Origin of the sequence: Virgibacillus sp. JSM 102003, from assembly GCF_041949995.1 — a bacterium.
Lineage (GTDB): Bacteria > Bacillota > Bacilli > Bacillales > Amphibacillaceae > Lentibacillus.
In genome coordinates, this window is record NZ_JBHFQH010000008.1 from 91,342 (window position 1) to 112,712 (window position 21,371).

Below are 21,371 nucleotides of genomic sequence, written 5' to 3' on the forward strand. Positions count from 1 at the left end.
AAAGATTTATGTTATGCTTAACTTATACGAACAAATGCAGGCAGGTTGAGGTGGTTTCTGTGGAAACGAAATACAGTAAAGTTAAAAGTGCGCTTAAATCAAAGGTTATGGATGGAACATATACTCCACATCAAAAAATAAGTTCGGAAAACGAGTTAATGAAAGAGTTTGGAGTAAGTCGACATACTGTTCGCCTTGCGATTGGCGACTTGGTAACAACCGGCTGGTTATACCGGGAACAAGGATCTGGAACATATTGTGCAGACAGAAGTACATTAAATGAACAGCAAAGTCAAAATAACCAGAAGAACATTGCTATTATTACGACTTATATTTCCGATTATATCTTTCCTTCGATTATTAGAGGGGCTGAGTCCTGTCTGAGTCAAGCGGGTTATCAAGTCAGTATTTTCAGCACAAACAACGATCATGGAAAAGAAAGGGAAATTTTAGAGAAGATACTGACACAACAATTTGATGGAATTATTATTGAGCCTACAAGAAGCGCATTTTCGAATCCCAATATAAACTACTATCTGAATCTTGAACGGTTATCAATTCCATACATTATGATTAATGCTTATTATGATGAACTAGAGCCTCTAAGCATAGTGATGGACGACGAAAAGGGCGGATTTATGCAAACAGAGCATTTAATCACGTTAGGCCATACAGATATCGTTGGCTGCTTTAAAACGGATGATACCCAGGGGACTAAACGAATGAAGGGCTTTTTGAAAGCGCATCGAAAGCACGGAATTCCGCTGAATCCAACAAATATAATTACGTATAATACCGAAGAAAAAAATACCAAACCAACTGAAGAGATAGAGAAACTTTTGATGTCTAAGAGTAATTCAATTACTGGCTTAGTTTGTTACAATGATGAGCTTGTGATTAAGGTCCTTGACGTATTACGACGTAGAAACATCAAAGTTCCTGGGGATATATCAATCATAGGCTATGATGATTCTGTGTTAGCCGAAGTATCTGAAGTGAAGCTAACATCTATCGCTCACCCGAAAAGTGAAATGGGGAAAGCAGCAGCGAATACGATTATTGATTTAATTAATTCGAAAAATAGTAAGAATAATGAGCAAAGCCAAGTTGATTCTATTGTTTATACGCCTGAGATAGTATATAGAAGTTCTACACAGGATCTGAACCGGCAGAAACTCACTACCTAAAAGAATGCCATCTTAATTTTATAAAAGGTGGCATTTTTTATTTTACTATTAAATATGAAAAGATTACAAAAATTTATGTTGCCAAATAGTTTTATTTATTTTATAATATATGTACGTACAAGATGATGGTTAAATTACTCTATTTTGTACGAACAAATTTAATAGACTTAATCGTTATATTTACAGTATACATATTTTATTAGTATATTTTATTAATTTATGAAAGCGCTATCTACCAGAGAGTCTGTGAATATAACTATGCAAAACCAAATCTAATGTAAAGGAAGAAGGGGGAAAAGATTATGAAGAAATTTAGCTTTTTATTATCTATTTTGTTTCTCGCAATTGCTATGGTAGCTTGCAGCAGTGATGCAGGAGGAGAAAGTGACAGTAAGACGGTAGGGATTGCGATGCCTACCAAGTCTTCTGAAAGATGGGTTTATGATGGTGAAAACATGAAGAAAGAATTTGAAGATTTAGGGTATGAGGTAGATCTCCAGTATGCTGAGGATGTCGTGGAGAACCAGTTATCCCAAATTGAAAACATGATTACAAAAGGGGTAGATATTCTAGTAATTGCTTCAATTGATGGTTCAGCACTAACAGATGTATTAGAACAGGCAAAAAACCAAGAAATTCCAGTTATTGCGTATGACCGGTTGATTATGAACAGTGAGCATGTTAGTTATTATGCTAAGTTCGATAATTTCAAAGTAGGGGTCCTACAGGGAGAGTATATTGAAGAGAAGTTAGGTTTAGCTGAGGGTAAAGGTCCATTTAATATCGAATTATTTGCAGGATCACCTGATGATAATAATGCATATTTCTTCTGGGACGGTGCCATGTCAGTTCTTCAACCATATATTGATGAGGGTAAATTAGTCGTTCAGAGTGGACAAACTAACTTTGATCAGGGTGCAACCCTTCGCTGGAGTGGTGCAGAGGCGCAGGAACGTATGGATAACCTGTTAAGTGCCCATTATTCTAGTGAAAAAATCGATGTTGTTTATTCGCCGTTTGATGGAATCAGCAGAGGTGTCATTTCTTCATTAAAGGCAGTAGGGTATGGCTCAGATGATAATCCAATGCCTATTGTTACTGGGCAAGATGCTGAGCTTGCTTCTGTTAAATCTATAATAGCCGGAGAACAAACACAGACAATTTTTAAAGACACAAGAGAATTAGCTAAAAAAGCAGTAAATATGGCAGATTCCGTACTTAATGGTGAAGAGCCTGAAGTAAACGATACGGAAACATATGATAATGGAGTTAAAGTCGTTCCTTCCTATTTGTTAGAACCTGTTTCAGTAGATATTGATAATTATCAAGAGGCTTTAATAGATACTGGGTATTTTACAGAGGAAGAGTTAGAATAATTCTAAACTTTTAATGGATGGTTTAGCAATGAAGTTTAATTCCTATTGCTAAATCATCCTACTTATTTCTAATTCAAAAGGTGTGATTGCAGTGGCTGAAACTATATTGGAAATGAAGGAAATAACCAAAACATTTCCAGGTGTAAAAGCTTTAAATGATGTAAACTTAAAAGTCCGGCCAGGTGAAATACATGCGCTTATAGGTGAAAATGGTGCGGGAAAGTCCACTTTGATGAAAGTCCTAAGTGGTGTACATCCTCATGGAACATATGATGGCGATATTACGTTTGAAGAGAAAGCATGTCAATTCAGAAATATAAATGAAAGTGAAGAACGAGGAATTGTCATTATTCACCAAGAGCTCGCGCTGATTCCTGAATTATCCATTGCGGAGAATATATTTCTAGGGAATGAACAAGCAAAAAAAGGTATTATAAATTGGAATGAAACAATCGTTGAAACAAGACGACTTCTTAAAAAGGTTGGAATGAAATTAGACCCTCTAGAAAAAATAAAAAACATTGGTGTGGGTCAACAACAGTTAGTTGAAATTGCTAAGGCACTATCAAAAAAAGTAAAACTATTAATCTTAGATGAACCAACTGCAGCATTAAATGAAGAAGATAGCGAAAACCTATTAAATCTTTTATTGGAATTTAAAGAACAAGGCATGACTTCTATCATGATTTCACATAAATTAAAAGAGTTATTAAAGGTATCTGATAGTATTACAGTTTTACGTGATGGTCAAACGATTCAGACATATCATGTTGATGATGGCGAAATTACCGAAAGTCAAATTATTAAGGATATGGTTGGTCGAGATTTATCTAACTTATTCCCAGAAAGGAACCATAATATAAAAGACAATATTGTTTTTGAAATAAAAAAGTGGTCAGCTTACCATCCGATAAATTCTGAAAGACAGATACTTCATGATATAAATATAAACGTAAAGCAAGGAGAGATCATTGGTATTGCAGGATTGATGGGCGCTGGACGAACTGAACTGGCAATGAGTGTGTTTGGGAAGTCCTATGGCAAAAGAATCACAGGTCAACTTTTCAGAAATGGAAAAGAAGTATTTTTTAAGAGTGTGGATGATGCTATTAAAAATGGTGTTGCATATGTCTCGGAAGACCGGAAAGAGTATGGATTAATTTTAATTGATAGTGTTAAAAATAACCTAACATTAGCAAATTTAGACAAGTTAGCAAATAAAAATGTGATTGATTCAAGTGAAGAAGTAGTAGAAGCGGAGTCTATTAAATCAAAGATAAATATTAAAGCACCTACTATTTATCAGAAAACACTTAATTTAAGTGGAGGGAATCAGCAAAAAGTCGTTTTAGGGAAATGGATATTTACCGACCCAGATGTTTTAATTCTGGACGAGCCTACGCGTGGTATTGATGTAGGTGCAAAATTTGAAATTTATAAGTTAATAAACGAACTTGCTGAGCAAGGGAAAAGTATTATTATGATTTCATCTGAATTACCTGAATTAATAGGTATGTGTGATCGCATATATACCCTGAATGAAGGGAAAATCACTGGAGAAATTGATAAAAATGAGGCGAATCAAGAAACCTTAATGACATATATGACACATAGTTGGAGGTCGTAACTAGTGGAGGGAATTAAACAACTTCTATCAAGTAATATAAGAAAATTTGGAATGATAATTGCTTTAGTCGGTATCGTACTTTTATTTCAGGTGTTAACGAATGGTATTCTATTAAAGCCACTAAATGTAACAAACATTATTATGCAAAATAGTTATATTATTGTATTGTCAATCGGTATGATGCTAGTTATAATAACCGGAGAGATTGATTTGTCGGTTGGATCGGTTGCAGCATTTGTGGGTGCCGTTGCAGGTGTGCTACTAGTATCTTGGGAGTTGCCGGTAATAGTAGGCATATTGCTATGTTTAGTACTTGGAGCTGTAATCGGTGCATGGCAGGGATTTTGGATTGCGTTTGTTAATATTCCAGCTTTTATCGTAACGCTTGCAGGAATGTTAATTTTTAGAGGACTGACGTTAGTCGTATTAGATGGTAAAACAATAGCCCCTTTTCCAGATGGATTTCGAAGTTTAAGTTCATCTTTCGTACCAGATTTGTTTGGCGGAAGCGGAGGAGAGCTTCAGTTATTTACAATAGTTATAGGAATAGCCTTATCAATTGTATATGTACTAAGTGAAGTAAAGTTACGAAGAACAGATACTAAATATGGGTTTAAAACATTATCTTATCCTTTATTTATTGTTAAACTAATTTTATTTATCGCTTTAATTAATGTGTTTACATATGTATTAGCTTCATATGAGGGTATTCCGTATGTGTTGATTGTCCTAGCGGTCTTAATTACAGGATATACATTTGTTATGAACAAAACAGTTATCGGTCGGCACATTTATGCTGTTGGCGGCAATACAAATGCAGCACAGCTATCAGGTGTCAAAACAAAGAAAATGAAGTTTTGGGTCTTTGTTAATATGGGTGTCTTATCCGCCCTATGCGGTATAATTTTTGCAGGTCGATTAAATGCAGCGACACCCCAGGCTGGTAATCTATTTGAGCTTGACGCAATTGCAGCAGCAGTTATTGGAGGGGCTTCGTTCACTGGTGGCGTCGGTACAGTATTTGGTGCCGTTATCGGTGCGCTAGTTATGGGAGTTTTAAATAATGGTATGTCCCTTATGGGAATCGGAATTGATTGGCAGCAAGCAATTAAAGGCCTCGTACTACTCGCAGCCGTTGCATTTGATGTTTTAAATAAAAATAAATAAGTTATGAGAAATTAAAAGAGAGAAACGGCATGAAATCGTTTCTCTCTCTTAATTTCCGAATTTAAATCTGGTCTTTGAATGATACCTTTCTTCAGGATGTAAAAGTATTGATGGAAAATCGTCATATATGAGGGATGCTGGGTGCCTTTGTGTCTCTAAGCAAAGCCCCAAATACCTTATTGATATCCTTTCGTTAAGCTCAAGGCCAGCTTCCAGGTTATTGGATGTATACATAACCATTCCTGGTTCATCAGTGTGGACAGTTAATGTACGTCCGCTTTCTTCCTCTGTTACAGCAATACCTGATTGGGGATTTCCAAAAAGAAAGTAATGATCATATCCGTTTCCGACTAGTTTATTTTGTAGATGAGTAGAGTATATTCCGTGTTTAATTTTTCGGCCTGAAGTAAAGTCAAATGGCGTGTTCTTAACATTAAGTTTTTTGCCTGTTGGGATGAGATATTCATCTAACTCTGTAAATTGGCTGCTTCCTATTGTTACATTGTGATTTTCTATTGTATCCTTCAAGTCTCCGCTTAAATTAAAATATGTATGGTTTGTGAGTGCCAGTGGGGTTGTACTATCTGTTGTTGCATCATATGTGATCGTAAACTCATTCTGATTGTTTAATTCATAGATAACATCAACATGGATATTCCCAGGATAACCATCATCCCCGTCAGGGCTTTTATGTGAAAGTTTCACACCAACCGATGTTTCTGTTTCAAAGGGCGTAGCCTCCCATACAGATTGATGAAATGCTGTTGCTCCACCATGTAAATGATTTTTCCCATCATTAGCCGTTAAGGAAAATGATTGGTGATCTGCCTTAAATCTGGCATCTTTTATTCTTCCCGCGACACGACCGATGATGGCTCCAAAAAAGGTGGGATTAGTTATGTAATTCCGGTAATCCTTATAGCCCAAAACTACATTCTCAACTTTCCCATTACGGTCTGGGGTTCGTATTTCTGTTATTGCTCCTCCATAATTAAGAAAGCTTACTTCCATTTGGTTATCATTGGAAAGCGTGTAGAGCTGCCATGATATATTTTTTTCAGGACTAATGTTTTTTGTTGAAATATTCATTAAGTGTTCATTTCCTTTTATTTAAAGTTTTATAATCATGTGTTGTTGCTATATATTACTATTTATTCAATGCCGAAATAAACCTTTTAAAGGCTTCCAATCCTTTTTTTGTTTGTTTAAAGACACCGGCATCCTCTAGTACTCTAGTAAACTTCTTCGAGAGTTCCTTTTCCACTACTTCATCTGCTTTGTCAGAGTCAGTAATTGTACCATACTTATCCTTCAGGGAATCCGCCCATTCCTGATGATATACCGCCACATCAGTCGATTCCCCCAATAGAAACTTCTTCAAATCGCTAAGCTCATCCTTTAATCTAGCCGGTAGTACAGCAAGACCCATCACTTCAATCAGTCCTATGTTTTCTTTCTTAATATGATGCACATCTTCATGTGGGTGGAAAATTCCCATAGGATGTTCTTCTGTTGTACGATTGTTTCGCAGTACCAGATCAAGCTCAAATGAGCCATCGCGCATTCTTGCTATCGGGGTGACCGTGTTATGCGGTGTTTCTCCTGAAGAAGCAAGAATCTTTGCATCGTTGTCAGAGTAATCTTTCCATATCTGTAAAATATAATCGGCTGCATCCGTGAGATGTACTTGATTATTACTTTTTAAACGAATAACAGACAATGGCCATTTTAAGACAGATGCAGAAACATCCGTAAAATTTTTCAACTTAAAGTCAAGAACATGTTCGGCATTGGTCATGGCAAATTGATACCGTCCTGCCTGATAATGGTCATGACTTAAAATAGACCCACCAACAATTGGTAAATCCGCGTTTGAACCAATAAAATAGTGTGGGAATTTTTCCGTGAACGCGAGCAGTCGTGCAAAAGCATGCCTATCAATTTTCATATTGCGATGCTCTTCTCTGAGCAAAATACTATGCTCATTATAATAGACATATGGCGAGTATTGCAGATACCAGTTCTCACCTAGAATAGGTATTTTAATCATCCGATGGTTCGCCCGGGCAGGATGTCCAGTTCTTCCTGTATAACCTTCGTTTTCCACACAAAGAAGGCATTTTGGATATTGTACGGTTTGCTTTATTTTACGTTCGCGTTTAAGTTGCTCAGGGTCCTTTTCCGGTTTGGATAAGTTGATTGTAATATCGAATACACCATAATCGTTATTTGCTTTAAAATGGATGTTCTTTCGGATGCGGTTCAACTGAATGTAATTACTGTATTTACTTAGGTGATAGAAATAATCGGTCGCTGCAACTGGTGATTGCTCATATTTTGTATAAAAGTTGTGATTGATAACTGATGGTCTTGCTACAAAGCAATTCATTATGTTCGCTGTTAAGATTTCCTTGGCATCAAAAATATCTTCAATTACATCTTGCTCTACTGCCCAGGAAATAATATTCTCAAGCAGGTCAGGAATGGAGTCCTCATTATTAGCGCTGTACACCATTTCCGGAAAAGAAGCCAATCCCAGCTGGTGCATAACCTGATTACGGACATATATACGATCTGTCTGTTCAATAAGTTCTGCTTCAATAGCCTTCTCAATCAGCCTGGAAATTTGCTCATAAATCATGATGCTGTAACATCCGATTTATAGCCATCCGGATGAGAGGAATGCCATCTCCATGCATCCTCCATAATTTGCTGGATGAAGGTGTGTTTTGGGCTCCAGCCGAGAATCTGTCTTGCTTTATCCGAGTTTGCGATTAAGGTGCTTGGATCACCAGTACGACGTGGTCCAGTTACTGCAGGAATCTTCTTGCCGGTTACTAATCTTGCGGCGTCAATCATTTCTTTGACAGAAAATCCCTGACTGCTTCCAAGGTTGAAAATATCGCTCTTGCCGCCATTTTTCAGATAGTCCAATGCGAGCAGGTGGGCGTTAATCAAATCATCAACATGAACATAGTCGCGAATGCATGTGCCGTCAGGGGTGTCATAATCTTCTCCGAAAATAGTAATATGTTCACGCTGACCAAGGGCCGCTTGTAAAATAATTGGAACAAGATGTGTTTCCGGGCGATGATCTTCGCCGATTACTGCTGATTGTTTGGCGCCTGCAACATTGAAGTAACGGAGGGACGCATAGCTGATTCCGTGTGCCTGTGACGTCCATTTCATCAGTTTTTCCATCGCTAACTTTGTTTCACCATAAGCATTTGTTGGAATTGTTGGCATTGATTCAGTAATGGGTACAGTTTCCGGTTCGCCGTAAGTTGCAGCAGTGGAGGAAAACACGATATGCTTTACATCGTGCTCTACCATAACCTTTAATAAAACCTGTGTACCATAAACATTATTATCAAAGTACTTCAATGGCTTATCCATGGACTCACCAACAAGTGAATTTGCGGCAAAGTGGATAACTGCATCTATGGATTCTTTTTTAAAAACTTCACGTAAAAAAGTAATTTCGCGAATATCTCCCTGATAGAAGGCAGCCTTTGGATGAATAGCACCTTTATGTCCGGTTTCAAGATTATCCACCACGACAACATCTCGACCCTCTTCCATCAGCTGATATACTGCATGGGACCCAATATAACCAGCTCCGCCTAATACTAAAACACTCATTCTATCACTCCTTCTTCCAATTGTTTAGCACCATCGGATATTGATGCAATGTAAAATGTTGCATCATATCCGACGGCGTTTCGATATACATTATTTACATTTCGCTTAAAATCTTCTAGTCTATCTTTTTTTACAATGGCAATGGCACATCCACCAAATCCGGCGCCGGTCATGCGGGCACCGAGTACTCCGTCCTGCTTCCATATTGCTTCGACAAGGGTATCAAGCTCAAGTCCTGTCACTTCATAATCCTGCTGTAATGATAAGTGGGATGCATTCATCAATTTACCAAACTGGCCCAGGTTCCCTTGCTGCAGTTGATCGAGAGCTTCTAAGGTTCGACTATTTTCAAATACAGCATGTTTGGCGCGTTTGCGGTTAATGTTATTTGTAATTAGATGCTGGTACATTTGAAACTGTTCATTGGATAGCTCCCCAAGACTGCTAATTGAAAGTTCTGTCTGCAAATCGGCAAGTGCTTCTTCACATTGTTTGCGTCGTTCATTGTAGCTGGATCCAGCTAACGTTCGCTGCTTATTGGTATTGATGATGATAATTGCATAATTATCAAGATGAATTGGAGCATAACGGTATTCCAATGTTTGACAGTTTAATAGAATGGCATGGTCTTTTTTCCCCATACCAATTGCGAACTGATCCATTATCCCACTGTTCACGCCAATATAGTCATTTTCCACCTTTTGCCCTAGCTGAACCATAGTAACACGATTAATATTAAGTTGGAAGTACTCCTCCAAAAGCACTCCTGTCACCATTTCGATGGAAGCTGAGGAAGAGAGGCCAGCCCCATTAGGAATGTTTCCGTAAAATAAGATATCCATCCCTGTCGTAATGGCATGCCCATGATCCTGCAACATCTTAATCATGCCTTTCGGGTAGTTTGCCCAACTATGTGTTTCCTGGTAGGAGAGATCTGCAAGTTCACATTCTATTATATTTATCTCAGGAAAATTTAGCGAATAAAACCGCAATCTTTGATCATCTCGTTTTCTGGCAAGTGCATATGTACCAAAGGAAATGGCTGCAGGAAAGACATGGCCACCGTTATAATCAGTATGTTCACCGATTAGGTTGATTCGGCCAGGGGCGAAGAAGATAAGCGGTATTTCGGTTGTTTGGAAGATGGATTGGAATTGGTTGGTTAGGTCAGTTGTGTTCATAAATAACCTCCACGAATTTTTTATGAGTATTTAAACTTATATGTTTATTGTTAGTAAATAAGAAATCATAAATCCTTTCTTAATGCTGTTAACTTAATTAATTAATTTAACTAAGTTAATTATAAAAGATTTAACTGGAATATTCAATAAAAACTAAAGTAAATTATATATTCTTTGATATTGGAGAGGAGGGGAAATTCCTATCTTTACATAAGGCAGTGCAATTATTAATATAGATTTTACGTTTAAACTATTTAGATTACCTAACGTTGATACATGATATAATAAGAAAAAATAACTATTGTACGGGGGATTAACGATGCAGCGAGGCTCATTTAGACTGATGAAATCAGTGAATAAGTCAATTATATTAAATAAAATAAGAACGCACGAGCCGATTTCTCGTGCGCAAATTGCAAAAGACACTAAACTCACACCACCAACAGTAAGTAGTATTGTTAAAGAGTTAATTGCTCAGGGCATTGTAACTGAGAGTGACAGTGGACAATCCATGGGTGGCAGAAAGCCAACAATGCTTCACATTAATAGTAAAGCATTTTACATTGTTGGAGTTGACGCCGGTCCTAAGAGAATTGAATGTATTCTGACGGATTTTGCAGGAAATATTGTGAATCGTTCTTCCGCCAAATTGTCCCTCCCAATATCGAATGATCAGTTTATTTCGATTCTAAAAAAGGCTATACGTAATGTTATTAATGAAATTCCCATCGAAGGTGCCGAAATTATGGGAATTGGGATAGCAATGCATGGAGTTGTAGATGTATCAGAAGGAACATCTCTCATAGCGCCAAATTTAAAGCTTACTAATATTCCTATTAAAGAGGAATTAGAAACGGAATTTAATGTAATGATTAAAGTAGAAAACGATGCTCGGGCTATGGCGCAAGGCGAGGCATGGTTTGGAGGCCATGGTGAGCTGGACAGTATGGTTGCAGTGAACTTGGGCCGTGGCGTTGGGGCCGGTATGGTTGTTAATGGAAAGCTATTTCATGGCGCACAAAATATAGCTGGTGAAATTGGTCATATGACAATCGATATTAATGGGGAAGTGTGTGAGTGCGGTAATCGTGGCTGCCTTCAAACCTTTGCGACTGGATCGGCCATTGCTGAACGTGCACGCAAAAAGTTAGAAGATTTGTCCAACCCGATTACGCCAACAGCGGAAGTTGTATTTGAATTAGCCAAATCCGGTAACACAGCATATGTGGGTGTATTACAGGAAACAGGAATGATTATTGGTATTGGTCTAACGAACCTTATTCATTTAGTTAATCCGAGGAAAATTGTGTTGGGCGGTGGAGTTATGAAAAGCCAAGCGTATATTCTACCTGCCATTCATCAAACGATTGAAGAGCGAATACTTACCCCGGAGGCAAAGAAGACTGAGGTAGTAGTAACCAATTTAGGGGAAGATGCAACACTGTTAGGAGCGGTATCGCTGCTCTTGGAGGAATTCTTTTATCCTGTTTCATAATGGTAACTTGTTGAATAGTAATAGCAAATTTCTTGATTATCCCCTGGAAATCACAGAATAACTGCTTTTTCAGGGAGGAACCTGACATGAGAGTCAAAGGATTAATCCAGAGGAAACAACTTCCATGGGTATTTAGTAACACTCCTAATTTTTCCAGTACAAAAGTACGAACTTTCAGAAATTTACTTGAAGGAACCGGGTTAAAAATCTATAATAATGAGAAGTTACTTAATTAAATTAATTAATGAAGGAGGAGTGAAGGGAGTAATGTAAGCGGTTAAATTTCGTGGGATTATTAAATTTACCTTATTGAGAGGAGAAATTGGATGTTAAAAAAATTGTTAGGTATTGTGTCGTTAGTTGCTTTTTTCTCTTTAGGCTTTCTAATGATCACCCCTTCTGCAACAGCAGATGAAGGCTATCCAGAATGGAATAACAATCCAGAAATATTTGAGGTGAATCGAGAGCCTGCACATGCTTCGATCATGCACTATAAGGATATTAAATCGGCAATAAAAGACAATGAAACCAAGTCTAAGTTTTATAAAACGTTGAATGGTAAATGGCGTTTTCATTTGTCTGATAACCCCGAAGAAAGACCAAAAGACTTTTATAAAAAAGACTACGATGTGACGGATTGGGACAAGCTCCAGGTTCCATCAAGCTGGCAATTAGAAGGTTACGACTACCCCATTTATACAAATATCACTTATCCGTGGACAGGTATCGAAAATCCGGCACCGCCAAAAGCACCAACCAAATACAATCCTGTAGGTTCCTACAAAAAGAAATTCACGGTTCCCGGTAATTGGGATGGAGATCCGGTTTATGTTTCATTTCAAGGAGTGGAATCAGCCTTTTACGTATGGGTGAATGGTCAAAAAGTTGGCTACAGTGAAGACAGCTTTACACCTGCTGAATTCGATATTTCGGAATACATTAACCGAGAAGGAACAAATACTATTTCCGTTGAGGTATATCGCTGGTCAGATGGAAGCTGGATGGAAGACCAGGATATGGTTCGTTTAAGCGGAATATTTAGAGACGTTTACCTCTATTCTACCCCTAATGTTCACATGCGTGATCTTGCGGTACAAACCAATCTTGATAAGAATTATGAAGATGCTGAGTTAAATGTCGATGTTGAATTAACAAAACATGAAGAAAGAGAATCCAGTAATCAAACGGTAGAAATGTATTTGTACGATGAGCATAACAAAGAGGTATTAGAAGAGCCGTTAAAAGCTGCAGTTAATTTTAACGGAAAAACAAAAATATCTGTTAAAAAAGAGCAATTAATTGAGAACCCAAAAAAATGGTCGGCTGAACAACCGAACCTTTATACACTTGTTTTAGCACTAAAAGATCAAAATGGCAACATTACAGAAACAACAAGTACAAAGGTCGGATTCCGGGAATTTAAGGTTGAAGATGGTCAAATGAAACTAAACGGTAAACCGATCACATTTAAAGGTGTTAACCGTCATGAAATGGATCCGGTAGATGGCCGAACGGTTTCGAGAGAACGCATGATCCAAGACATTAAATTGATGAAGAAGCACAATATTAATGCAGTTCGTACGTCACACTATCCGAATCAAACAGTGTGGTATGATTTAGCTGATGAATACGGGCTCTATATAATAGACGAAGCAAACCTGGAATCACATGGAATTAGGTGGCAACTACCTAAAAGTGATCCACAATGGCTTCCGGCATCACTTGATCGTATGGAAAGCATGGTTGAACGTGACAAGAATCATCCATCGGTATTGATCTGGTCATTAGGAAATGAAGCAGGAACTGGTACGACCTTCAAGCATATGGCTGAGTTAGGACGCGAATTAGATCCAACCAGGATCATTCACTATGAAGGTGACGACCGCTGGGCTGACATGGAAAGTGTTATGTATCCCTCTGTTTCAAGTGTCGAAGCTTATGGTAAATCTGGAAACGAAAAACCTTTTATCTTGTGTGAATATGCTCATGGGATGGGAAACAGTGTCGGTAATCTCTATCAATATTGGGATGTCATCGATAAATATGATAATTTACAAGGTGGATTTATTTGGGATTGGGTGAATCAAACCCTACTTGAACCTATACCTGGTAAAGATAAAGGATTTTACCACGCATATGGAGGGGATTGGGGGGATAATCCAAATGACGATAACTTCATGGCAAATGGTCTGGTTTCCGCAGACCGGACAGTTCAACCGGAACTAAAAGAAGTTAAAAAAGTATATCAAGAAATTGAAGTTCATGCTGTAGATGCGAAAAATGGTGTTATCGAGTTGAAAAATGAATTCCTGTTTACAAACTTGAATGCATTTGATGCTCATTGGGAATTAAAACGAGACGGTAAAGTGATTCAAGAAGGAAAAATAGATGAATTAAATGTTAATCCATTATCAACAGAAGAAATAACAGTACCAATGGAAAAGCCAACTTTGAAGGCAGGTTCAGAGTACTTTTTAGATGTAAGTTTTACGTTGAAAGAAGACACAAAATGGGCTTCAAAAGGTCATGAGGTTGCATACGAACAATTTGAAGTGCAGTACGATGTTCCACAAGTACAACCAGAAGAGATATCAGGGATGTCTGAAATTAATGTAGATAATGGAGATTCTGTTATTTCAATTGATGGAACAGACTTTAAGCTGAACTTTAATAAAGCTCAAGGTACGATCACATCCTTCACATACAAGAAAACAGAATTAATTAAGAGTGGACCGGTACCTGACTACTGGAGAGCTCCAACTGATAATGATAACGGATACGGCATGCCTAGCATTTCGGGTACATGGAGGGATGCTGGTGAAAACAGAACTGTGACAGATGTTGAGGTGACGAAATACGGCGAGAATGCTGTTCGAATAAATGTGACCGGCACCTTACCGACGACAAATGAATCTGAATTCCAAACAGCATATATTGTATATGGAACAGGTGAAGTAGTTGTAAAAAGTACACTTGAAGCGGGAAATGGTTTACCAGAAATACCGGCTATAGGAATGGAATTAACCCTTCCAGAAGAGTTTGAACAGATGGACTGGTATGGACGCGGACCTGAAAGCAACTACTGGGACCGTAAAACCGGCTATCCTGTTGGTGTATACAGTAGTACAGTAGACAATCAATTTTTCCCATATGTTGAACCACAGGAAACCGGAAACAAAACGGATGTACGCTGGGTAACCTTTACCAATAAAAAAGGAATTGGTTTAATGGCTACCGGCTTACCGTTGATGGAAGTTAATGCACTTCATTATACGGAAGAGGATTTAGAGTCCTCCGCACATCCATACGAATTGGAAAAGCAGGAAGACATATTTGTCAGCTTAAATTATCATCAAATGGGACTTGGTGGCGATAACAGCTGGGGGGCAAGACCACATCCAGAATTTATGTTAGATGCGGATAAGACATATGCCTACAGCTATCGTTTACAGCCGATTTCAAACAATGATTCTCCAATGGAATTGAGCAAACGTGTAGTAACGGATGACCTAGTTAAGAATATCAAAATTAATGGAAAATCCTTAGCAAACTTTAATACAGAAATAAACAAGTATTCGATTAGTTACCTGAAGGGGACGATTGACGAAGTACCACAGGTAGACGTGATTCCAACGGGCGATAACGTTACAGTAGATATAACACCAGCAGAAGGACTTCCAGGAAAAACGGTTGTGGAAGTCACTTCAAACAATGGGTTATTATCTGCAAAATATGAAATTAATTTTGAGATTGTAGATGAACTATATTTAAGTGATACGGAATGGAAGAGTGCAACGGTTGGTTGGAGATCGATTCAGAGGGACAAATCAATTGAAGGAAATCCATTACGATTATGGGATGGTTCATCGGAAGTTACCTATGATAAAGGACTTGGAACACATGCTCACTCAGAAATCGTCTACGATTTGGAAGGAAAAGGCTACGAACGCTTTCAATCTTTCGTGGGAGTTGACCAGGAGATAGGCGGCGGTTCAATAGCTTTTGAAGCATGGTTAGATGGTGAACTCGTATATGAGAGTGGCATTATGTATAATAACACCCCAGCAAAGAAAGTTGACCTAGATATAAAAGGGAAAAAGAAATTAAAATTAGTAGTTACAGACGCAGGCGATGGTAACGCAGAAGACCATGGAAACTGGGCTGAAGCGAAATTCACAGTCGAATAGCGAGTACTCAAAAAACTCCGATTCCTCGCAATAGGATCGGAGTTTTTTGGCTTTTTGCAGTTAAGATATATTCAATTTAATTTGCGTTCCTCGTGTACATTTCTTTTACCTCATCTGAACTTAGTGCTTCTTTGTAGATTCGAACTTCATCGACTAAACCTTTTGTCTGAAGTCCCTCAGGTCCCCATGGTGCTCCACCAATAATTAACGGATTATCATTAGGTGCTATTGGATTCATTCCTGCTGCAACGTTTGCGGCTTCTTCTCCATTGATATAGCCAGTGACCTGCCCATTTTGTTTCCAGGTTAGAGCCAGATGAGTCCATTCATTAGGAGCAATCGAGCCATTATTAAAGCTAAACCTGTTTCCACTATCATCCCACATTTCAGGATAAAGGCCACCGTCTACGCCTAAAACATAACCATTCCCAATAGTGGTTTTACCTATAATTTTCTGATCTTGGCCTGGGTCTTCAAGATTAACCCATAGCCCAATTGTAAATTCATCATCACCATTCAACAACTTAGTGGAAGGAATATCAATCCATCCACCATTTAGTTTAATGGAATTTCCGACTTTTCCTTCTACAAACGATACATCGCCATGAATCGTTCCGTCATGTCCATAAGGTGATGCGTCTTTCACATCATCTTCAAAATCAAGTGACAGCACTGGCCCATCATGTAGCGCTTTTAATGTTCCGGTTAATTCATTTATTTTAAATTCGTGTATTCCTAGTGCTACGTCACTTACGGTAAACGTAGCCGTCTTACTATCACCAGGTTCAAGCGTAATTGTTTTTGTTTCAACAGGTTCCCCATCAAAAGAAAAATCAATTTGTTTGTCACCTGCCAATAATCCGATATTTGTAACATTAACTGAAATCGTAGCATCTTCTCCTGGTTTAATAGTAGGAGCAGAAAGCTTTGAAACCTCAAAGACAGGCACTTGTTCTACCTCATCTTTATATTTCCATTGTCCTTTACCAGGTTTACCACCTGTATTTAATCGTGCAACAGAAGTGATTAGTGCGTTTATGTCTGCACTTAGTACTTCTTTTGCTGCCTTTGTAATGTTCCCGGAATTCTTATTCAAGAATTTCAATAGATCATCCAGTTTCTTGGCTGCCTGTTTAAAATGCTCTTTATTAAACTGATCTTCTGCCTGTCCATATTTGGCATCGAACTGCTTGATCATTGCCCCTTTAACATCGCCAGAATCACGATAACCTTCATAAGTCTCTTTCACTTGTTCAAATTTCTCGTCCGTATTTCCATAACCGAGAAATTCTATTTCTGCAAATGAAGTAGAGCCATTTTTTCCATTTTCAGTTACCTTTATTCGATAATAGGTATATTCACCAGGGTTTTGAATATTAAATGGTTTTGTGAATTCCCGCCATTTAAAATTAACATCTGTTCTTTCATCAAGAATGGTCCAATTTTTTGCATCTTTAGATCCTAACAATGTCCAACTTTTTGGATCTGATTGGTCGTTGTTGCCTGAAGTAATGGTGTACATTAACGGTCTTTTGGCACCATCCTTATATTGATATTGAACCCATGGATTTTCTCTTTCCAATGTCACTTTTGTTTCAGAGTTGTTATCGAAGAGGCGATCCGCAACACCCTTATCACTATGAATGGCGCTGCCATCAGCATGATTTGTCAAATCTTTTAATGGATCTGGAAGAAGGGAAGAACCGTTAGTTGCATTATCTGTAATAGATGCAGGTAATGCATCTTCACTTGTTCCCCAATCAGACGGCTCCGGTCCCATATCAAATTCAAGTGTTGCCCCTTCAGCTAACAAGTCATGGGGTAGTGTCGTCTTATTATAGGACTTGCCATTCACCTTCAAGCTTTGTACATATTTATTCTTTTTGCTTACATTTGGAGCTTTAATTACAAGGTCTTTGCCACTTTCCAAATGAATAGTCATTTTCTCAAAGAATGGAGCCCCAATTGCATATTCTGGTTTCCCCATCTGTAATGGGTAGAACCCTGCTGCACTGAATATATACCACGCAGACATTTCACCATTATCTTCATCTCCCGGGTATCCCTGGCCAATCTCACTTCCTAAATAAAGGCGTGATAATACCTCACTAACCTTTTCCTGTGTTTTCCAAGGTTGCCCTGCGAAATTATACATGTATGGGATATGATGGGATGGCTGATTGCTATGTCCGTACATTCCCATTCGTACATCTCGTGCCTCACGCATTTCATGAATAATACCACCATAGTGACCAGGATGTAAGGCGGTTTCCTGGGTAGAGAAAAATTCATCCAGCTTATTTGCAAGCCCGTCCCTGCCGCCATAAAGGTTGGCTAAGCCCTGACCATCCTGTGGAACATGAAAAGCCATATTCCATCCATTTGTTTCTGTATAGTCTCCTCCCCATTCTCTTGGGTCATAATTTTCCGGCGTAGCTCTCCATTTACCAGAAGCTTTTTTGCCCATAAAGAAATCAGTTTTGGGATTAAACATATTCACGTAGTTTTGAGCACGTGACAAGTAGTAGTTATAATCTGCTTGATACTGCTCGTATTTGGGATCATTTTCATCTGTTTTTTCGAGTAGTTCTTTTGCCATGTTTGCAATTGCAAAGTCATTGATATAGCCATCCATTGCCCATGACATGCCCTCACCAGTTGAGTTGCTCGTATATCCGTCAAAGATGGATGTGGATAATCCTTTTCGACCAACACTTTGATCTTCACTTGCAACTGAGGCATTTTTTATCGCAGATTCATAATAGGCTTCAACATCAAAGTTTGTTACCCCTTTTTGATATGCATCTCCAAATGCCACATCTGAGCTGGTACCAACCATTAAATTTGCATATCCAGGAGAAGACCACCTTGATATCCAACCTCCATCCTTATATTGCTGGACAAACCCGTCGATCATTTCACCTGCTTGTGTCGGCGTTAATAATGTATAAGCAGGCCAAGTTGTTCGGTACGTATCCCAAAAGCCATTGTTAACATAAGGCTTACCTTTTACAATATTAGCTCCCGTTTTTGTTGCAGTATTCTCGCCAGCTTCTTCCGAAAATGGACTTGCGTATTTATAAACAGGATCAGCCTCTGTACCAGTATTTTCATATGCTTTGTTTGGGTATGTGAACAGACGGTACATGTTTGAGTAAAATGTAACAAGTTCATCATGTGATGCCCCTTCTATTTCAATAATACTCAGCTTCTCATTCCAAAGTTCTTTTGCCTGTTCTTTTAAGTCTTCAAAACTAACATCAGACTTTATATCTTGTTCTAAATTCTTCTTAGCTTGTTCAGTACTAATTAGAGATGTTGCTATTTTCATGTTGACCGTTTTGTCAGTACCAGATGTATCAAATTGCAAATAACCTGTGACATTATCTCTTCCTTCACCGGTTAATTTACCACTATCTTTTACAGGCTTATCAACTATAGCGTAAATAAACATTCTTGTTGCACCAGTTGATAGACCACTTTTAACATCTGAATACCCTGTAATTGTCTGCTTATCTGGACTTAAGGTTAAACCGCCTTTATTATTCACATTGTCAAATATGAGATTTGACGTATCACCCGTAAATGTAAAGGTAAACATTGCTGCTCGATTCGTGGGGGTCATTTCTGTTTGAATACCATTTTCAAATTCTACGCTGTAATAATGGGGTTTTGCTATTTCATTTTCATGTTTGAACGGAAGTGCTCGTTCATTACGGTCAGCACTCGGACTATCTCCTTTAGCAGGCATAACCTGGAATGTCTGACGATCCCCCATCCACGGGCTAGTTTCATGGCTAAGAGAGAATGCCTCAAGTTCTGGAAGATTGTTCTCGTTATTTGATTGCTGATAACTATAAAGCCAGCTTGTAGAACCAGCATCCGTTACGGGAGTCCAGAAATTAAAACCGTGTGGGACTGCTACAGCAGGAAAGTTATTCCCACGTGAAAATGATCCATTCGAATTCGTTCCTCTTAGTATGTTTACGTAATCTACAGGACTTGTGTAGTCTGCTTGTTCGGGGTTACCTTCGATTTTAATATCGTCAATACTTCCCTTAAAGACACCCGGTCCTTTAGGATTCTTGTAAGTAACTAGTATTCTATCAATGGTTTTTCCTTCAGCAACTAATCCAATGTCAGCTTGTTTATGGTTCCATTGGTTCGGATAAAGTGTTTCCGATTCACCTTGTTTCTGAGGGTTTAAGTCAACACCATGCTGGTCTTTTGCTCCAAGTTCACTCAAATAGGTTCCATCGGTAAATGCTAGATCAATCGATACATAGGTACTAGAATAGTCCAATTGATCCTGATCCACAAACTGTGGATGAATATAGTAAGATAGTTGTGCTTCTGGTGTAACTTTAATGTTCACATCAAATAGCTTGTTATAGGCATATGCTTCCCCGTCTACTTCATGTCTGCCTTCGTAAGTTAACGCTTTTTTACCTGTCCAGCCAACTCTGGTCTTCGCTGTATAGCTACTTGTTGGACCTTCGCTGACGTATGTTTTCATGTCTGATGGTGGCGGCGGTGGAACGTCAATTCCGTTAGATAATGCAACTTCTGCCAATTGAGTAAGTCCATCACCAGCGTTTTCGGTTATTTTCAAGCGGTAATAAGTGTATTCCTCGTTATTTTCAAATTCATAAACTTTTCTTTTATACCTGTCTTTGAAAGTCTGATCCGTTCTTGCGTCTAGCTCCACCCAGTTTTCCCTATCGTTAGAGCCAACTAATGTCCAATTTTTGGGATCCCTTCCTGGTGCGTCATTAGCAGATGTTAGTGCGTATTTAACCAGATTTTGTGGCTCTGCAAATGAAAATTCAATCCATGCACTAGATTCGAATGCTAACCATTTTGACTGTGCACTTCGATCTATTAAATTAGTAGCTACTTCATTTGGGGGATTGCTGTTACTAGCTGAGACTTCTTCTACTTTATTCGTTATATCCCCCTGGATTGAATCATAAGGAATTTCCCCAATCACTCCTGAGGTCATTTTATTTCCTTCACTATCTACTTCTGAAGTATTTTCCCATGTTGGTTGTTGATCGCTTGCTTCAAATGATGAGGTGAAATTTCTGGTTGCAGCAGCTTCAGTCATAGTTGATTTTACTGGTGAAATTGGTAGTGCCGAGACTACCATTAGAAAACAAAGCATAATTGATAATTTTGGTATAAATTTTTTTCTCACTTCTCATCCTCCAATTTTTAATAGATTTTTCTGTAGTTAACTGGTTTGATAAAAAAGGGACCTTTGCCGTCCTGCAACAGCATTATTTCTGTAATCGCTCCCTTTCCATTTTCAACCCTATTACTATTAGTAGAATTGTACTTCAGTTATTGTAACCGCTTACAATAATTTAATGGATTTTTTTAATAATTTCTAGATTATTATAAGAAAAGAACAACAACAAAAAATAGAACTTAACACCTATTCCATTAGGTTTGTAGAGCCTTTTTGCCTAGTTGTGATTAAGGTTATCTATCAGTCACATAGGATAAT

General features: G+C 38.2%; 12 protein-coding genes. 7 read left to right on the forward strand and 5 right to left on the reverse strand.

The window, feature by feature from the left end; translation table 11 throughout:
- The first annotated feature begins 59 nt into the window (after window positions 1-59).
- From ACE1TG_RS10700 to mmsB, 4 genes are all read left to right on the forward strand, one after another.
- Window positions 60-1,187 carry a GntR family transcriptional regulator gene (locus tag ACE1TG_RS10700; protein ID WP_375052375.1) on the forward strand — a complete coding sequence of 376 codons (1,128 nt, stop codon included), beginning with the start codon at window positions 60-62 and terminating at the stop codon, window positions 1,185-1,187.
- A 302-nt stretch (window positions 1,188-1,489) separates the two neighbouring features.
- Window positions 1,490-2,563 (forward strand): multiple monosaccharide ABC transporter substrate-binding protein, encoded by a 1,074-nt coding sequence (gene chvE, locus ACE1TG_RS10705; RefSeq protein ID WP_375052376.1) that lies wholly within the window; start codon window positions 1,490-1,492, stop codon window positions 2,561-2,563.
- Between the two features lie 91 nt (window positions 2,564-2,654).
- Entirely contained in the window at window positions 2,655-4,190 is a 1,536-nt protein-coding gene (mmsA, locus tag ACE1TG_RS10710) for a multiple monosaccharide ABC transporter ATP-binding protein (protein ID WP_375052377.1), read from the forward strand.
- A gap of 3 nt (window positions 4,191-4,193) precedes the next feature.
- Window positions 4,194-5,357, forward strand: a complete 1,164-nt coding sequence (mmsB, locus tag ACE1TG_RS10715) for a multiple monosaccharide ABC transporter permease (protein ID WP_375052378.1) — start codon at window positions 4,194-4,196, stop codon at window positions 5,355-5,357.
- 48 nt (window positions 5,358-5,405) lie between these two features.
- Here mmsB and ACE1TG_RS10720 read toward each other — a convergent pair whose 3' ends face one another.
- The 4 genes from ACE1TG_RS10720 to ACE1TG_RS10735 are packed head-to-tail and all read right to left on the reverse strand — an operon-like array spanning window position 5,406 to window position 10,180.
- Window positions 5,406-6,446, reverse strand: coding sequence for an aldose epimerase family protein (locus tag ACE1TG_RS10720; RefSeq protein WP_375052379.1), 1,041 nt, complete (start codon window positions 6,444-6,446; stop codon window positions 5,406-5,408).
- Window positions 6,447-6,504: 58 nt separating this feature from the next.
- Window positions 6,505-7,998: a UDP-glucose--hexose-1-phosphate uridylyltransferase gene (gene galT / locus ACE1TG_RS10725; RefSeq protein ID WP_375052380.1), complete on the reverse strand. Its 1,494-nt coding sequence runs from the start codon at window positions 7,996-7,998 to the stop codon at window positions 6,505-6,507.
- Window positions 7,995-8,999 carry a UDP-glucose 4-epimerase GalE gene (gene galE / locus ACE1TG_RS10730; protein ID WP_375052381.1) on the reverse strand — a complete coding sequence of 335 codons (1,005 nt, stop codon included), beginning with the start codon at window positions 8,997-8,999 and terminating at the stop codon, window positions 7,995-7,997. The genes galT and galE overlap by 4 nt, the downstream gene beginning before the upstream one ends.
- A complete protein-coding gene (locus tag ACE1TG_RS10735) occupies window positions 8,996-10,180 on the reverse strand; it encodes a galactokinase (protein WP_375052382.1) in 1,185 nt (394 codons plus the stop codon). The genes galE and ACE1TG_RS10735 overlap by 4 nt, the downstream gene beginning before the upstream one ends.
- Window positions 10,181-10,499: 319 nt before the next feature.
- Between ACE1TG_RS10735 and ACE1TG_RS10740 the strand changes: the two genes are divergently transcribed.
- From ACE1TG_RS10740 to lacZ, 3 genes are all read left to right on the forward strand, one after another.
- Complete coding sequence (locus tag ACE1TG_RS10740; RefSeq protein ID WP_375052383.1) at window positions 10,500-11,675, forward strand: ROK family transcriptional regulator; 1,176 nt, start codon at window positions 10,500-10,502, stop codon at window positions 11,673-11,675.
- 86 nt (window positions 11,676-11,761) lie between these two features.
- The gene (locus ACE1TG_RS10745; protein WP_375052384.1) at window positions 11,762-11,911 is read left to right on the forward strand and encodes a hypothetical protein; all 150 of its coding nucleotides are present in this window, start codon (window positions 11,762-11,764) and stop codon (window positions 11,909-11,911) included.
- Between the two features lie 90 nt (window positions 11,912-12,001).
- On the forward strand, window positions 12,002-15,862 hold the full coding sequence (gene lacZ, locus ACE1TG_RS10750) for a beta-galactosidase, LacZ type (RefSeq protein ID WP_375052385.1): 3,861 nt from the start codon (window positions 12,002-12,004) through the stop codon (window positions 15,860-15,862).
- Between the two features lie 76 nt (window positions 15,863-15,938).
- Here lacZ and ACE1TG_RS10755 read toward each other — a convergent pair whose 3' ends face one another.
- Window positions 15,939-21,059: a GH92 family glycosyl hydrolase gene (locus ACE1TG_RS10755; RefSeq protein WP_375052386.1), complete on the reverse strand. Its 5,121-nt coding sequence runs from the start codon at window positions 21,057-21,059 to the stop codon at window positions 15,939-15,941.
- Window positions 21,060-21,371: the final 312 nt, after the last annotated feature.

What these genes read in the sequence shown, in the direction of transcription:
- ACE1TG_RS10735 (WP_375052382.1), bottom strand. Translation starts at nt 10,180, where the DNA reads ATGAACACAACTGACCTAACCAACCAATTCCAATCCATCTTCCAAACA.
- chvE (WP_375052376.1), top strand. Translation starts at nt 1,490, where the DNA reads ATGAAGAAATTTAGCTTTTTATTATCTATTTTGTTTCTCGCAATTGCT.
- ACE1TG_RS10740 (WP_375052383.1), top strand. Translation starts at nt 10,500, where the DNA reads ATGCAGCGAGGCTCATTTAGACTGATGAAATCAGTGAATAAGTCAATT.
- galT (WP_375052380.1), bottom strand. Translation starts at nt 7,998, where the DNA reads ATGATTTATGAGCAAATTTCCAGGCTGATTGAGAAGGCTATTGAAGCA.
- galE (WP_375052381.1), bottom strand. Translation starts at nt 8,999, where the DNA reads ATGAGTGTTTTAGTATTAGGCGGAGCTGGTTATATTGGGTCCCATGCA.
- ACE1TG_RS10720 (WP_375052379.1), bottom strand. Translation starts at nt 6,446, where the DNA reads ATGAATATTTCAACAAAAAACATTAGTCCTGAAAAAAATATATCATGG.
- lacZ (WP_375052385.1), top strand. Translation starts at nt 12,002, where the DNA reads ATGTTAAAAAAATTGTTAGGTATTGTGTCGTTAGTTGCTTTTTTCTCT.
- ACE1TG_RS10745 (WP_375052384.1), top strand. Translation starts at nt 11,762, where the DNA reads ATGAGAGTCAAAGGATTAATCCAGAGGAAACAACTTCCATGGGTATTT.